Source organism: Shewanella benthica KT99 (assembly GCF_000172075.1).
In the GTDB taxonomy this organism is placed as follows: domain Bacteria; phylum Pseudomonadota; class Gammaproteobacteria; order Enterobacterales; family Shewanellaceae; genus Shewanella; species Shewanella benthica_A.
Genome location: NZ_ABIC01000065.1, coordinates 1 through 15,298, shown reverse-complemented (window position 1 = coordinate 15,298; position 15,298 = coordinate 1). Strand labels below are relative to the sequence as shown.

Genomic DNA, 15,298 nt, shown 5'->3' with positions numbered 1-15,298 from the left:
ACCCCAGCTTGTTTAACTAGATACGGTGATAAGAAATGAGTGATAACACAAATAGCTTAGTAACAGGCAGCGTGACTATTGTAGGCGCCGGGATCATAGGCTTAGCGACTGGCATTGAGCTGCTGCGAGCGGGGCATAAGGTGCAGATTTTAGATAAAGAGGGAGTGGCAGCCGGTGCATCTAAAGGCAATGCCGGTCATTTTGCCACCGAGCAGGTTTTTCCATTAGCCGATCCAAGCATGTTACCTAAGTTGCCGGGCATGTTGCTCGATCCTCTAGGGCCATTTCGTATCCAACCTGCTTATTTCTTCAAGGCTTTGCCTTGGTTTATGCGATTTCTGGTGAATATGTTGCCGGGTAAGAGAGCGCACAATGGCCAAGCCATCAAGCGATTAAATCAGGCATCTATAGCGGCGCTTGTGGAGTTAACCGATTTTTGTGACTGCTCTGAGCTAATGATACTCAATGGCAGCTTGCTGGTATTCGAAGCCACATCGATTGAGGCAGTCAGCAAGGAATATGATCACTATGCGAAAGCGGGGGTGAAAGTAAGACTGTTAACCGGGGATGAAGTCAGACAACTTGAGCCTTGCCTGAGTCAAACCATTAGTCATGGCCTATATTTCACTCATGTTGGGCATACCAGTGATCCCTATGGTTTATGTAAAGCCTTCGCCGATAAATTTGTTGCTTTGGGCGGCGAACTGCTCATCGATGAAGTGAGTGAGATTATTGCTTCCTCTATAGATGAAGACAAGATTTCGCTACAGCTAAGCTCAGGTGAGTCGATACGCTCAGAAAAGTTGCTTATTGCGTCAGGTGCCTGGTCCAAACCATTTGCCAAGCAGTTAGGTTACCGTGTGCCACTGGAAACTGAGCGAGGTTACCACCTGATGATGCCGCAGAAGAGTACACTCTCTCGCCCGGTCGCTTCCTATAATCGCAAGTTTATCATCACCCCCATGCTTGATGGCACACGCCTCGCGGGCACCGTGGAGTTTGGTGGTTTACAGGCCCCGTTAGTTGAGGCTCGTGCCGATTGCTTGTTCTCACACGGTAAGGCCTTGCTGCCTGAGTTATTTGCCGATGCAACAGCCGCAGATGGTGAACGTTGGATGGGGTTCAGACCTTCGATGCCAGATAGCCTGCCTGTGCTTGGGCGCAGTGAAAAACATAAAAACGTGTTCTTCTCTTTTGGTCATCAGCACCTGGGACTGACCTGGTCAGGGATCACCGCTAAGCTCGTGAGCCAAGAGATGTCGGGTAAGCAAACAGAAATCGATTTGAGTGATTATCGAGTCGACAGGTTTAGCTAAAGTTGCTTCTCGTTATGTAAAAGGATTAATTCTCGCTTTCTGTAGTTAAAATGGTCATTACGTCACAGTAATCGAACTAATAAGTCACTAAAATCGTTGTGGATAAGTTGCATTTTTCGGATCTTTTTGTTGGGGATCTGTGGGGTGTTTATCGGAATTCACGCTACTAAGACGTTATGTGCTGTAGTGATATCGCAGTTGAGCAATGAGAATCGTATCATCTTGGTATTTATACACAATACGGTGCTCATCATTTATGCGTCGAGACCAGTAACCAGCTAACCCGTGTTTAAGTGGTTCGGGTTTACCAATACCGCTATAAGGCGATCGTTGAATGTCTTTGATTAACGTATTAATTCGCTTTAACATCTTTTTATCGGTAGTTTGCCAGTACAGATAGTTTTCCCATGCTTTTGTTGCAAACGTTAATTTCATTCAAGCAACTCTCGTTCGGTACCTTTGCCTGCTTCAAGTTCCGCAATTGACTCAAGCAAATATCTTGCATTGGCAGGCGAACGGAGTAAATATGTTGTTTCTTCCATTGCTTGATAATCTTCAAGAGACATCATTACAACGGGAGCCTCACTTTTTCGCGTAATAATGATTGGTGCGTGATCATTACAAACTTGCGCCATAGTTGAGGCTAAATTGGCACGAGCAGATGTATAGCTAATGGCATCCATGTTGTTCTCCAAAGTGGTCATGTACGTAATACTGTACATGATAGTGTAATAGCACATAACAAGCAACTCAACGCGGATTCGGTTTACGGTCACGCGTTTTGCAATAAAACACGAAAAACCACGTGCCAGCAACCCTCAGCGGTTAGTTGGGCGTTGAACATGCCGGACAGGGTCCGGAGATGTAAATAGAAAATATATTTTTCATTCCATAAATACAACTAAGACATATATGGACGATCACGTAGTGTCAAGACATAGTTCCCCTGCTACGCCAAACTATACTCAAATATTCTGTTATGAGTAAAATTTCGACTATTTTCTTGAAAATCAGATATCAAAATCACCAAATTGCCGTTTGGTTATGCTTGAATAAAATACTTTTGAAATAGGTCACTTTGGGTGTTAATTAAGCGCTATCTAGCCATCGATGACAGTTGGCTGCACCTTGCCGACGCTTGCGCTTAAGATGTTCACAATAGGCCGTTAACTCTTGAGTGTTGCCCACGGGCCCTTTGAAAATTTTGGTGAATTCTGTGGTCATTTTTATCCAGTTTTCTTGCGGAATATTAAGTCTATTTAATATCTTAGCAGACTCTTCACTCATAGAGCCTCGCTTGTCAGCTCTGACTATGCGCCCTGTATCATCAACAAGTTGCAGATAATCTTTAGCATTGAACATGAGCCCCTTAGACATTTCTTTATGTTCGTTACCAACAAAAGGCAGTAGCGTATTGGGCTGTTCACCTTGTATCGCAGCCTTAATACGCAGTTTAATGCTAGTGAAGTCTGAGGTTTCCGGTGTTTTAGCCATCTTAGCGCGGATAGGCCTATCTATTAGTAAAGAGTGGTCTACATAGGCCATACAGGCAAGTACCGCAGCTTCATCAAGCAGGGCCAGACTCTTAAGGAAATAGGTAAATCGTCCCTCCCAGAAGCGGCCTTTACACTTGTCCTCTGCATTGGCTCTACGAGCGATAGGTTCGTTTGAGGGCCCGCAACTCTTATGAAAGCGTTAGCAAGAGATATCCATCAGCCTTGAACGGTACTCTTTTACTCGAGTATTGATGATGATTTGTTGATAGTATTCAAGTGGTTCACCTTTAATAAAATCATGATTTAGGCTATCGCCTTTAAACAGCTTTTGCCATTGAGTGACCACTTCTGCGTCTGACCAATGCTTAGCTAACTCCACATCAATACGTAACACAGTGTTAGACGTCAACTAGCTTGGCCTATAGGCGTCAATTAAGTTGGCCGCTTTTGCCGTTTATTTTCATGGCTTCTTTTCTTCGATAACTCTCTCCTTCAAGTTGATAAATCTCTGCGTGATGCACCAGTCGATCAATCACGGCTACTGTCATCATATTGTCTCCAAATATATTGTCCCACTCATTAAACACCTGGTTCGTTGTGATCACTAGGCTGTTGCGCTCATAACGATGTGCAATGAGCTCAAATAGAACCTGACTTTCACTATCACTCTTTTTGACATAACCGATGTCGTCCAAAATGAGTAGCTCATATTTATCGAGTTTTTTAAGTGCATCTTCCAGACCTAAACCTTCTCGGGCTTTCTGCAAGTGCTGCACCATCGCCGTGCCTGTCGTGAATTTCACACGAACAGATTGCTCAATAAGCGCATAACCCAGCGCGGCTGCTATGTGAGTTTTACCTAGGCCGCTCGCACCGAATAATAAAATATTATGCCCTTGTCTCAACCAGCTCAACTCACTGGCCTTACGTTTAACTTGAACTGCGCTAATGCCGACCACTTCACTGAAACCGTATTGAGACAACTGTTTCCCTATCGGTAACTGGCTTTCTTTGAGTAAGCGTTTTAGGCGTACTTCCTGTCGATGTGTGCCAGTAATGTCACACCAATGAGTCGTGATGGCACCGAATATGTCACACGCTTAATTGAAATCGTGCTGCTGGATGTCACTTTGACGTATTGCTCACTAAAGTCATGAGTTCGACGAGCGGGTAAGGAGGACAAGTAGGCGCACTCCTCTAGATAACGGGTATGACATTGATGAAGTCTCGGTATTGCTTTAAATCAGTGAAATCACGACTGTCGCGTAATAACAGTTGTTGCTCTATCTTACGCTTTAGATGGCCATTAGGGCCCTCAATTGCGCCATTTTCATGGGCGACACCTTTGTTGTTTCGAGTGGCTTTTACCCCGTAATGTGTGCATAACTTGGTGTAGCGTTCTGTCAGAACTTCAGCTTCGGTGTGGTTTTTAAATGCAGCGCTTAAGCTGTCTGTACGGTGGGTGAGTGGCACGCCACCACTCTGCCAAAAAGCATTTTGAAGCCCTGATGACAGTGACTCAAAACTTTCACCACCGAGTACAACCTCGACATAGGTCCAGCCACTGAACACCAAACGGTAATGATAAAGCTTGTGCTTAAATGTGTTGCCAGCGAGGGTTATATTTAGCTCGTTGGCCCAAGTGTAGTCAGAAATGCCCATTGCCCCCGGCGTATGTTTCTGCCTGAAAATGACGTCTTGCTCAGGCCCGTGTATGACGCGCCATGTCTTAATTCGGCGTTGTAAAGTGCGTAGCTGTGAGCGCTCCAATTGCCCCGGTGCGATTTCCTCTAGTTTTTCGAATAATGTAATGGGCTGCAGTGAGGGTTCTTTTTCAAGCAACGGCACAACATGCTGCTCGAAAAGACCATTAAGAGGATCTTTTCTGGTCGCGTATTGACGTGGTAATTTGCTGGTGTTGTGTTGGCCAGCATCAATTCGTCTAGCTGAACGGGAAGAAAACCCCGCCTTTGCCGCAGCAGATGATTGAGTCTGTTTAGGTTTATTACGATAAGACATATATAGGTTAACCTGTAGTTGGTTTATGGGTTTTCCAGGCATATAAATCTCTCAAGAATTATGTATGCCTAAAGATGACCAAAACCGGACAAGCTAATTGTCGCCTAATACACTAGATGTAAATGATTACTCATCACTACATAAGCACAAACATCAATGGCAAATACGGATGCCAGCTGCAGTAGTCGACTTTCAACCCAAACCCGTCTATGCTCATAGGATTGACCAGTATAATGATCGACTCCACACAAAAAAGACTTTCTAACACAACGAGATACGCAGTGATAATAGAGTGTATCCTCTAAACTGACTAACGCTTTTCTTGGTGTTGGTATAACAAACCCTCCTTAACAACTCTCACTTAAGCTTAGTCAAGGGATCTTCATCTAACAATCCTGGGTGTCTTGGTTGTTCTTTTCCAAATGACTTCGGTGTATTCCCATAAAATACATCGGTTGCTGACAGCAAGGGTAAGGACTATAGCTGGATGTACAAAGCTTATTGCTAAAATGCATCTCAAATTGAGAAATATCAGAAAGTATACGAATGACTCGATATTAGCTATTGATTTTATAGGTATTAAATATCTGGCATGTAAAGTGCTATGTAATACAGGTTCGTGTCTGAATAAATGTCTTTTCAAGTACATAGACTGTTCGGTTGGAGAGCTGTAGTATGAGAGCTGGGCAAGATTTAAATTTACATAATGCTGATGATCACATCTGTTATCTTGGCTATAACCCTACTTTAGATGGCCTTAGAGGCATCGCTATTCTGCTAGTTTTATTTCATCACCTATGGCCTTGGGAATGGAGTACCTCACTGACAACGATTATTACCAGGATAAGTCATATAAGTTGGATTGGGGTTGATTTATTTTTTGTGTTAAGCGGTTTCCTTATTACGGGCATTCTTTTGGATGCTCGTCATCGAAAGCATTATTTTCGTAATTTTATAGTAAGGCGAGCACTGAGGATATTACCTCTCTACTATTTATTCTTATTGATATGTTTTCTTATTATCCCTTATATATTCAATGATATGGACTTAAAAGAAACATCACTGGATCAAGTTGGACAAAATGTATTTTGGTATGTGTTTTACGCGTCTAACTATATATGGATGTTGAATGAACCCGTTTTTGTCGATCTTGTTGGTATCGACGAATTCAGACTTGCTGTCAAATCACCGGAATTTTTAGGATTAACCTGGAGCCTGGCCGTTGAGGAGCAGTTTTACTTGGTTTGGCCTTTCGTCGTATTTGTATTTTGGAAAAAACTACCGGGTTCAATTATAGGAATTATCTTGTGTATTATACTGTTAAGGCTGTTTCTTGTTAGCACAATAGAGAATTGGGCAGATGCGACTTATATGGCTTCCATATGTCGTGCTGATAGTTTAATGATCGGAGCCGGGCTTGCAGTTTACGCAAGATCGACAGCATTTAGACCCGAAATATGGGACCGTTTTGCATTCACTGGTTTGTGGCTGTGTTTGCCCGCAGTCATCATATTTCAACTGGTATTTCCTGGCCGCCAGACGCCATTTTTTTCAGTGCTGGGATATAGTCTAATTGCGCTAGGCTTTGCGGGATTACTGGCTTCTGTATTACGAAATCAACAGTCACTGTTAAAAGTGATTATCCAAGCCTCTTTTTTTCGATGGTTCGGAAAGTACTCTTATGGAATTTATTTGTATCACATGATTGTGTGGTTTTTAATGCAGAAACTGATAAATGCTGAGCTGGCTGCCGACGGAAGCCCAATCCATGGGGAAATATTTAACCCTATCGGCGGTTCTATGCTGATAGATGCACCGGTAAGAATGTTGCTTACGGTATTTCTTACCGTGGCTATGGCTTGGCTTTCTTACCATTGTTATGAACGCCATTTCTTAAAACTAAAACGTCTTTTTTGATGAAAGATACTTCTGTTACACGGTGAATAGAAATCTAAACTCACCGACGCATTTGCGGATAAATTACCAAAATCCGATAATGAGTGGTTTCATTAGATTCTTTGTAACATCAGAAAAAGCTTCAAGCGAAGAGGTAAATATTCAGATGTGGTGGGGCTTAGGGCGTTGGCGGCAGAAGGATGCCAACTATCTTGAAAAACACCGGAGCTTACATCGACCTATTTTGAATCAAGAGTACTTCAAGAAGTATCTGCACATTAGGTCACTCATTCACCTCCTTGTGGTCGTGACATTTGTAAATCCCTCTACAGCACCGTGGCTGGCAATGAATACCCAAGATGCCTTGGTATTTAGCAATCCAACCAAGTACCAAACTAACCCAACTCAAAAGATATTTAAAACTTGTTATTCGACATGTAAGTAGTAAGCGTCCGGGCAAGTACAACTTCAACAGATTTCATTGATCCGCCATATTAACTCCTGACTATTTATCAGGAGTTAATATGGCTAAACGTTCTCATCAAGATTGGGCTGCTTTGATAAGGCAGCAACCCGCCAGCGGCTTAACTATCACGGCTTTCTGTCGTCAGCATAAGTTCAGTATCAGTACCTTTTATGCCCGTAAAGCCAACAAAGATAAAATTAAAGCGGTCATGCCTTTTGCTAAAGCAACGCTGGCTCCGACAACAGCGGTAACGCCTCAAACTCAACTTTGTGATGCGCAACAGATGATACGTTTACAGCATCAAACAGGGGTATGGACCTTCCCAAGCTCGTTGCCAGCAAATTACTTACTTGAAATTATAAAAGGCCTGCAAGCATGTTGATGTTTCAGCAGCTTCCTAGTATTTATCGGCATAGAGAGCCCGTGGATTTTCGTAAGTCGATAAATGGCTTGGCCATCATCGTTGAGCAACAACTGTCGCTAGTGTAGTGGTCAAGTAAAACTGGACAGCTCTCAGTGTTCTATCCAGCTAGTCTAGCTTCTGATTCAACAGGAGTTAGATAGCCATTGTAGCTGTGAGGTCTTCGTTTGTTGTAATATCCCATCAGGAATTCGCCTATATCTGTCTTAGCTTCATCCAGCGAGCCATATCCTTGTTCTGGTACCCATTCGCTCTTTAGGCTTCTAAATACTCGTTCCATTGGCGCATTGTCCCAGCAATTACCACGCCTACTCATGCTTTGTTTGAGCTGATATCGCCAAATCAGTTGCCGGTATTTTGAGGCGGTATATTGGCACCCTTGATCTGAGTGAAACATCACACCTTTAGGTTTTCCTCTTATCAGATAAGCCATGGTGAGAGCTTTAGCTACTAGCTCAGTATTAGGAGAGTCAGACATCGACCAGCCAACAACACGACGGGAAAACAAGTCGATAACAACGGCCAAATAGACCCAGCAAGTATCAGCCCAGATAAAAGTGATGTCACCACACCAAACTTGATTTGGCTCCGTCACCGCAAATTCACGAGATAAATGATTGGGGATATCAACATGCTATTTAGGGGCCGCTTTATACTTATGTTGACCTGGTTGACGGCTTTCAACACCAGCATCTTTCATCAGACTCGCGGCCTTATATCGACTGTAGAGGCACGGCAAGATCATTATAAATTGAACTTTATGCTCAAGTAGCGAACAGATCACCAAATACTCTTTTTTGGCGCTGTTGTAGCGAAATGTTGTCTACCCTTATCATTGAGCGTAATTGATTGAGGTTAAAGAAAATGAAAACAAAATTATTTGTGAGTAAGCTTAACCAGATAACAAAAACATTTTTATCGATGACACCGGCTCAAAGAGAAGTCGTTCACCAGTCAATTCAGGCATTAAACGCTAAAATCCCCACCGATGAGCTCATTCAACCACTTTTCGATGCGTTATCCCAGTGCCCACATTGCCACTCTCCTCAGTTCAAAAAATGGGGGAAGGCGGAGCAATACAAAGATACCGATGTAATACCTGTTACAAGACCTTCAATAACAAGACTAAGACACCGTTAGCTAGGCTACATAAATGCCACCTTTGGGCTGACTATACTCGCTGTATGCAGCTCAAGTTAACACTGAGAGAGGCGGCGATATTGATAAACGAACTAAAGAAGGCCAGATCGCTATCCTATTATCCATAGATCGCAGTAAACACATGATCACCCCTATTTTATCTGCTGATACGACTGCAGAAATAGCGGCTAATTTGTCTAAAAACATTGCAGCAGATTCGGTACTTTGCAGTGATGGCTCTTGGGCATATGTAGCGATAGCAAAGCAAAAGAACTGCGATCATAAGCGATTGATAAATAATAAAGTAAGAGTGATAGATAAGATTTACCATATCCAGACTGTAAATGGTGCAATCGCTCACTTTAAGAGTTGGGTTAATGGGCAAATGAAGGGGGTTGCCACAAAGTATTTGTCACATTATCTGGCTTGGTTTAAGGAAAGTAACGCAAAACTAGATAATCTGCAGATATTGAAAGCCGCGTATGGGGGACAACAATATTATGGAACATAGCCTCTTTTTTGGTGATGTTAATGACTGCTACTTTTTTAAAACATTTTGATTCGATTGCGGAACCCCGTATTGAGCGTTGTAAAAAACATAACTTATTAGAGATTATTTTACTCGCTATAAGTGCGGTTATGTCAGGCTCTGAAGGATGGGAAGACATTGAAAACTTTGGACATCTAAAGCTTGATTGGCTTCGTCAGTATCGTCCTTTTAAAGCAGGTATTCCTCGGCATGACACTATTGCCCGTGTTATCTGCCGATTAAAAGCGGATGAAATAGAGAAAGCTTTTCAAGCTTGGATTTCTTCTCTCCTAGAAGGTACTGGTTGCGATGTCATTGCCATTGACGGCAAAACTGCACTTCATACTGTGAGCGCCTGGAGTTGTCAGCATCATCACGCTCGATGCTATGGGATATCAAAAAGAGATAGCAAAGCTAATCGTTAAGCAAAAGGCTGATTATATTCTAGCGCTTAAAGGTCATCATTCTGGTCTACAGGGTGAATTAGAAGCTTGGTGGCACAAGTGCCAGCGTGAAGGTTTTACAGCCGATAATTTTGATGAACATACGACCATAGACAGCGGTCACGGGCGAATTGAAACAAGACGTTGTCAGCAAGTGCTGGTTAATAAAAGTTGGTTAAATAATAAATATCAGTGGGTTGGCTTAAAAAGCATTATCAAAGTGACATCAGACGTACATGAAAAAACGACAGGTAAAGAGACCACTGAAACACGTTGGTACATTAGCTCATTAGATTTAAATGCAGAGCAGGCGTTATCTTCTGTGCGAAATCACTGGCAAGTAGAAAGTATGCATTGGGTGTTAGAGATGACATTCAGAGAAGATGAATCACGGATCCGTAAAGGCCGAGGTCCGCTTGCTTTTAATGTGATGAGAAAAATAGCAATGACCTTGTTCAAGCAAGACCAGACAAAACGCGCGAGTATAGCGGCTAAAAAGAAGATGGCAGGGTTGGACGACGAGTATCGCTCAACCCTGTTAGAGTCAGGGATTAAAATGCGCTAGCCGTGCCTGTAGAGGCCACCGACGGCAGTGTGTTTGTTTTTTGCAATAAAAGCCGCGATAAATTAAAAATATTGTACTGGGATAACACCGGCTTTGCGCTTTGGTATAAGCGCCTCGAACAGGCAAAGTTTAAGTGGCCAACTCAGAGTGAAGATGAATGTATGCGCTTATCTGAGCAAGAGTTTCATTGGCTGCTCTCAGGGTTTGATGTATTGGGACACCGTCAAGTTAAGGGCTTGAGTTACAGTTGATTGATCGCTATTACGTATGCGGTTTTCGATGATTAGATCACTGCATTAGCCTTATTCTGGATGACATTTGATATAATCACCCCATGAAATTAGCACCCGATAACCTACCCAATGATATTGATTTGCTTAAGCAATTATTGCTTGAGGCAAGTCAACTTGTGGCGTCACAATATTCGGAAATCGCCGAGCTTAAACAGTCTGTGCAGCGGTTGTTGGAGCCATTTCGCTTAGCGCAACAGCAACGCTTCGGGGCCAGCAGTGAAAGCCATAATTATCAAGGTGAGTTATTTAACGAAGCTGAAGTCACCCTTGATGAGCCAGAAGAATCAACGGCAGATGATGTGTCTGTTTCCCCTAAGAAACGTGCCAAGTGTAAGCCTCTGCCTAAAGACCTGCCTCGTGAAATTATCACCCATGATATTAGCGAAGCGGATAAACAGTGTGCTTGTGGTCATCAGTTGACCTTGATGGAGCAAGATAGCAGCGAGAAACTTAAGTTTGTTCCCGCACAAATCAGTGTCATTGAGCATGTTAGGTTAAAATACAGCTGCAAGCATTGCGACACTAAAGGGACGCAAGCTAACATCAAACAAGCCCCCGTGCCTGCTAGTCCAATTCCAAAAGGTTTTGCCACGCCAAGCCTATTGAGCCAGCTCATCACCAGTAAATATCAGTACGCCTTACCGCTTTATCGACAAGAAACTTTATTTAAACAGTATGGTATCGAATTAAGTCGTCAAACGATGTCAGACTGGATGATGAAATCAGCCGCCTTGTTTAAACCCTTATATGATTTACTGCACCAACACCTATTAACGCAAGGTGTACTGCACGCCGATGAGACCACGCTCAAAGTGATTAACGATGAACGGGTGATGGGTCTATTGCTCAGGTGCGGATAGGCCGAGTCTCGAGCCTAGATATAAAGGTGTAAACAGCATCGTTCTGTACGACTATCAAGATGGTAGCCGCGCGAGCACTTGCGTGAGTGGTTTTCTTGCCACTGAGCACACCGTGTTTAATGGCTATTTACAGGTCGATGGTTATGCGGCTTACCAACGAGTCAATGACAAACTTGTGGGTTGTTGGGCACATGCGCGGCGTAAATTCAAAGTTAAAGAACGGCTGTATTTTAGGCGTACGCATTCAAGCGCCCAACTGACGACATTGAAGCAATGGCTGGATAAATCGGTGCAACAAGTGTCGAAGCAAAGTGCCTTGGGTCGAGCCATCCATTACACTATCAATCAATGGCCAAAGCTCAGCCGTTACCTAGAAGATGGTCGACTCAACATTGACAATAATCGCGCCGAACGCGCAGTAAAACCGTTTGTGATAGGGCGTAAAAACTGGTTGTTCAATCACAATCACCGCGGTGCCGAGGCCAGTGCCATTTTGTACAGCATAATAGAAACCGCCAAAGCGAATGGCTTAACACCGTTCGATTATATCGAACGGTGCCTAGAACAACTCTCTCACCCAAACTGCGACCTCAGCAGCCTCTTGCCCTGGCGCGTCAAACTCGGCAAGGCGTAGTTCGCCGGACGCTTACGGTAAGTAAGCTTTTGTCCTGGCTTTAAATGTTATTGTCCCGACATGATTGACTCTATGTCTGTGATTGTTCGTGGCACGCTCGCTGATAGATTTTCAAAGCCGTTTTCGGTGACTAGGATATCATCCTCAATGCGTATGCCCATGCCACGGTAGCCCTCGGGAACATCGGTGGCCGACAGAGGTATGTAGATCCCAGGTTCTATGGTAAATACCATTCCCGGCTCAAGTTTCCGCCAATCACCATCTGCATCGTGATAGGGGCCCACATCATGCACGTCCATGCCAAGCCAGTGACCCGTTTTATGTACTGTAAAACGCTTGTAGGTTTCATTTTTCATGATTTCATCGATATTGCCATTTAACAGGCCTAGTTCCAGTAAACCTTTAGCCATCACTTCCATACAGGTTTCATGTAGGCTGTTCCAGCTCGCGCCAGGTTTGACTTGAGCTATGGCGGCATCTAGAGCGCTTAAGACCAATTGGTATATGGTTTCTTGTTTGGTGGTGAATTTGCCATTCACTGGATAACTACGAGTGATATCCGATGCATAGTGATCGAGTTCGGCGCCCGCATCGATCAGTAGTATCTGGCCATCTTCGATGGTGCAGCAGTTCTCTTGATAATGCAGGCAGCAGGCGTTGTTGCCCGAGGCGACGATATTGGGATAGGCCACATCGGTAGCGCCATATTTGGCTATGGTAAAATTAAAGGTGGCGGCGAGTTCGGCCTCGTTGCCCCCAGGTTTACAGGCTTGCATGACGGCTCTGTGGCCGTCGGTAGAGGCTTTGACTGCGGCCTTAATCTTAGCTATTTCATCTGCGCTCTTTATCACTCTCATTGGATGAAGCACCTTGGCCAAAGGTGTCAGACTGAGATGGTGTTTGATGGTGTCGAAAGAGGCAGTGTTACGCTGATGATTCATCCAGCCGATGACTTGGCTCGAGAAACGACCCAGTTCATCGCCGATGAAGATGTGTTTCTGAGTCGTTAATTGTGACAGAAGTACTGTCTCTAACTCGGCAATGTCATAAGCCTCATCGGCGTTGAAATCTGTTATCGCTCCATCTACACCTGCGCGTTCTCCGAAGCTGACTTCCTGGGTTTTATCTTTGGGGCGGCAAAATAAGCTGTAGTTAAAACCAGAATCTTGACTCTTATCGGAGCAGAGCAGGGCCACCGCATCGGGTTCATCGAAGCCTGTCAGGTAAAGAAAGTCATTGTCTTGTCTGAAATGATACTTGATGTTCTTACTGCGAATCTTTTGCTGATAGCCGGCAAGAATGACAATACTGCCTTCGGGGAGTTGTTCGAACAGGGCTTTTCTTCTTGTTTGGTATAGAACTCTGCTCATGTTAATTGGTCTCTTCATTAGTGTACTTATCTGAACTCACCTTGCGATAAGCCTACATTAAACAGTCACTCTTGGTTTACTTGGGCTAGCCGTGTGAATTGTGTTTGCTCTGGCGAGTCCCAAATATCAATATAGGGGTAAAGCTAGCATGTTTGTATATTTTATCCAGTGTAAATATTCTTAAGCACGGCAAGATCATTATAAATTGAACTTTATGCTCAAGTAGCGTTCAGATCACCAAATACTCTTTTTTGGTGATGTTAATGACTGCTACTTTTTTAAAACATTTTGATTCGATTGCGGAACCCCGTATTGAGCGTTGTAAAAAACATAACTTATTAGAGATTATTTTACTCGCTATAAGTGCGGTTATGTCAGGCTCTGAAGGATGGGAAGACATTGAAAACTTTGGACATCTAAAGCTTGATTGGCTTCGTCAGTATCGTCCTTTTAAAGCAGGTATTCCTCGGCATGACACTATTGCCCGTGTTATCTGCCGATTAAAAGCGGATGAAAAAGAGATAGCAAAGCTAATCGTTAAGCAAAAGGCTGATTATATTCTAGCGCTTAAAGGTCATCATTCTGGTCTACAGGGTGAATTAAAACAAGACGTTGTCAGCAAGTGCTGGTTAATAAAAGTTGGTTAAATAATAAATATCAGTGGGTTGGCTTAAAAAGCATTATCAAAGTGACATCAGACGTACATGAAGAAACGACAGGTAAAGAGACCACTGAAACACGTTGGTACATTAGCTCATTAGATTTAAATGCAGAGCAGGCGTTATCTTCTGTGCGAAATCACTGGCAAGTAGAAAGTATGCATTGGGTGTTAGAGATGACATTCAGCGAAGATGAATCACGGATCCGTAAAGGCCGAGGTCCGCTTGCTTTTAATGTGATGAGAAAAATAGCAATGACCTTGTTCAAGCAAGACCAGACAAAACGCGCGAGTATAGCGGCTAAAAAGAAGATGGCAGGGTTGGACGACGAGTATCGCTCAACCCCGTTAGAGTCAGGGATTAAAATGCGCTAGCCGTGCATTCTTAAGGTAAATCGATAAGTTCGCGGTGCAATCTGCTTCAATGGATGGGATAATGTGTGGAATTAGACTTAGGAGTTAAACACGTGAGCCCAGCAGTTTTTTTAGACCGAGACGGTGTGATCAATATAGATCACGGTTATGTGCATCAGGTTGATGACTTTGAATATGTTGAAGGCGTGTTCGATGCGTGCCGCTCTCTTAAAGAGATGGGATATAAGCTGGCGGTAGTCACTAACCAATCGGGTATTGCGCGTGGCATGTATAGTGAAGAGCAATTTCATACCTTGACAGAATGGATGGATTGGAACTTCGCCGATAAGGGCGTCGAGCTCGATGGCATCTATTATTGCCCACATCACGCTGAGAAGGGCGTAGGTGAATACAAGCAAGATTGTGATTGCCGTAAACCTAAACCTGGCATGATGCTAACGGCTGCCAAGTTTCTTAGCATAGATCTCAGTCAATCGGTCATGGTAGGAGACAAGCGCGATGATATGTTGGCGGCTAAAGCAGCGGGGATCCCGATTCGCATATTGGTTCGTACCGGTAAGTCGGTCACCGATGAAGCCATAGCTGCTGCAAGTGTGGTACTCGATTCAATTGCCGATGTGCCAGTCTATCTTAAGAGCCTTTAATCAAATCATTTCCATGGGAAGAGCCTTGGGCTATTTATCGAGAAATAAGCGGTTCATGCTGGCAGACTTCAGTAACCCGACTCGTTTTACTGAGATTTTATTAAGGCTTTAGCTAGATTAGCGATGAGAATAGGTCGGGATTTAGACGTATTGTTTGATATGTGAGCGATTGG

Annotated in this window: 12 protein-coding genes and 7 pseudogenes; 10 read left to right on the top strand and 9 right to left on the bottom strand. The window is 43.7% G+C overall.

The window, feature by feature from the left end; translation table 11 throughout:
- Positions 1-35 precede the first annotated feature (35 nt).
- Positions 36-1,316, top strand: coding sequence for an NAD(P)/FAD-dependent oxidoreductase (locus tag KT99_RS18590; protein WP_005503218.1), 1,281 nt, complete (start codon positions 36-38; stop codon positions 1,314-1,316).
- Between the two features lie 174 nt (positions 1,317-1,490).
- Here the strand turns inward: KT99_RS18590 and KT99_RS18585 are convergent, their stop codons facing one another.
- From KT99_RS18585 to KT99_RS23080, 7 genes and pseudogenes are all read right to left on the bottom strand, one after another.
- A complete protein-coding gene (locus KT99_RS18585; RefSeq protein WP_005503217.1) occupies positions 1,491-1,751 on the bottom strand; it encodes a Txe/YoeB family addiction module toxin in 261 nt (86 codons plus the stop codon).
- On the bottom strand, positions 1,748-1,999 hold the full coding sequence (locus KT99_RS18580) for a type II toxin-antitoxin system Phd/YefM family antitoxin (RefSeq protein WP_040572210.1): 252 nt from the start codon (positions 1,997-1,999) through the stop codon (positions 1,748-1,750). Before KT99_RS18580 ends, KT99_RS18585 begins: the two co-directional genes overlap by 4 nt.
- A gap of 406 nt (positions 2,000-2,405) precedes the next feature.
- Positions 2,406-3,221 (bottom strand): annotated as a pseudogene (locus KT99_RS23085) (transposase).
- A gap of 19 nt (positions 3,222-3,240) precedes the next feature.
- Positions 3,241-3,807: an IS21-like element helper ATPase IstB gene (gene istB, locus KT99_RS18565; protein WP_269764057.1), complete on the bottom strand. Its 567-nt coding sequence runs from the start codon at positions 3,805-3,807 to the stop codon at positions 3,241-3,243.
- Between the two features lie 29 nt (positions 3,808-3,836).
- Positions 3,837-3,995: a hypothetical protein gene (locus KT99_RS22120; protein ID WP_157752228.1), complete on the bottom strand. Its 159-nt coding sequence runs from the start codon at positions 3,993-3,995 to the stop codon at positions 3,837-3,839.
- A 14-nt stretch (positions 3,996-4,009) separates the two neighbouring features.
- On the bottom strand, positions 4,010-4,831 hold the full coding sequence (gene istA, locus KT99_RS18560) for an IS21 family transposase (protein WP_005503204.1): 822 nt from the start codon (positions 4,829-4,831) through the stop codon (positions 4,010-4,012).
- A 110-nt stretch (positions 4,832-4,941) separates the two neighbouring features.
- Positions 4,942-5,166 (bottom strand): annotated as a pseudogene (locus KT99_RS23080) (transposase); the annotation flags it as partial.
- 340 nt (positions 5,167-5,506) lie between these two features.
- Here KT99_RS23080 and KT99_RS18555 point away from each other — a divergent pair.
- Positions 5,507-6,748 carry an acyltransferase family protein gene (locus tag KT99_RS18555; RefSeq protein ID WP_005503202.1) on the top strand — a complete coding sequence of 414 codons (1,242 nt, stop codon included), beginning with the start codon at positions 5,507-5,509 and terminating at the stop codon, positions 6,746-6,748.
- Between the two features lie 503 nt (positions 6,749-7,251).
- On the top strand, positions 7,252-7,575 hold the full coding sequence (tnpA, locus tag KT99_RS18545; protein WP_005497564.1) for an IS66 family insertion sequence element accessory protein TnpA: 324 nt from the start codon (positions 7,252-7,254) through the stop codon (positions 7,573-7,575).
- Between the two features lie 139 nt (positions 7,576-7,714).
- Here the strand turns inward: tnpA and KT99_RS18535 are convergent.
- Positions 7,715-8,338: pseudogene (locus KT99_RS18535) on the bottom strand (IS3 family transposase); the annotation flags it as partial.
- A 140-nt stretch (positions 8,339-8,478) separates the two neighbouring features.
- Here KT99_RS18535 and KT99_RS21215 point away from each other — a divergent pair.
- The 4 genes and pseudogenes from KT99_RS21215 (at position 8,479) to tnpC (ending at position 12,078) form a co-directional block, all read left to right on the top strand.
- Positions 8,479-9,265: pseudogene (locus KT99_RS21215) on the top strand (IS1595 family transposase).
- Between the two features lie 20 nt (positions 9,266-9,285).
- Positions 9,286-10,291 (top strand): annotated as a pseudogene (locus KT99_RS21210) (ISAs1 family transposase).
- A 2-nt stretch (positions 10,292-10,293) separates the two neighbouring features.
- Entirely contained in the window at positions 10,294-10,542 is a 249-nt protein-coding gene (tnpB, locus tag KT99_RS18510) for an IS66 family insertion sequence element accessory protein TnpB (RefSeq protein WP_005503187.1), read from the top strand.
- Between the two features lie 83 nt (positions 10,543-10,625).
- Positions 10,626-12,078 (top strand): annotated as a pseudogene (gene tnpC, locus KT99_RS21205) (IS66 family transposase).
- A gap of 47 nt (positions 12,079-12,125) precedes the next feature.
- On the opposite strand, the gene KT99_RS18495 reads toward tnpC, so the two are convergent.
- Entirely contained in the window at positions 12,126-13,448 is a 1,323-nt protein-coding gene (locus KT99_RS18495) for an aminopeptidase P N-terminal domain-containing protein (RefSeq protein ID WP_005503183.1), read from the bottom strand.
- Positions 13,449-13,705: 257 nt separating this feature from the next.
- Here KT99_RS18495 and KT99_RS23675 point away from each other — a divergent pair.
- The 3 genes and pseudogenes from KT99_RS23675 to gmhB all read left to right on the top strand — a co-directional run.
- Positions 13,706-13,942, top strand: a pseudogene (locus KT99_RS23675) (transposase family protein); the annotation flags it as partial.
- 128 nt (positions 13,943-14,070) lie between these two features.
- Positions 14,071-14,481, top strand: a complete 411-nt coding sequence (locus tag KT99_RS23670; RefSeq protein WP_005503170.1) for an ISAs1 family transposase — start codon at positions 14,071-14,073, stop codon at positions 14,479-14,481.
- 92 nt (positions 14,482-14,573) lie between these two features.
- Entirely contained in the window at positions 14,574-15,125 is a 552-nt protein-coding gene (gmhB, locus tag KT99_RS18480) for a D-glycero-beta-D-manno-heptose 1,7-bisphosphate 7-phosphatase (RefSeq protein ID WP_040572207.1), read from the top strand.
- Positions 15,126-15,298 lie beyond the last annotated feature (173 nt).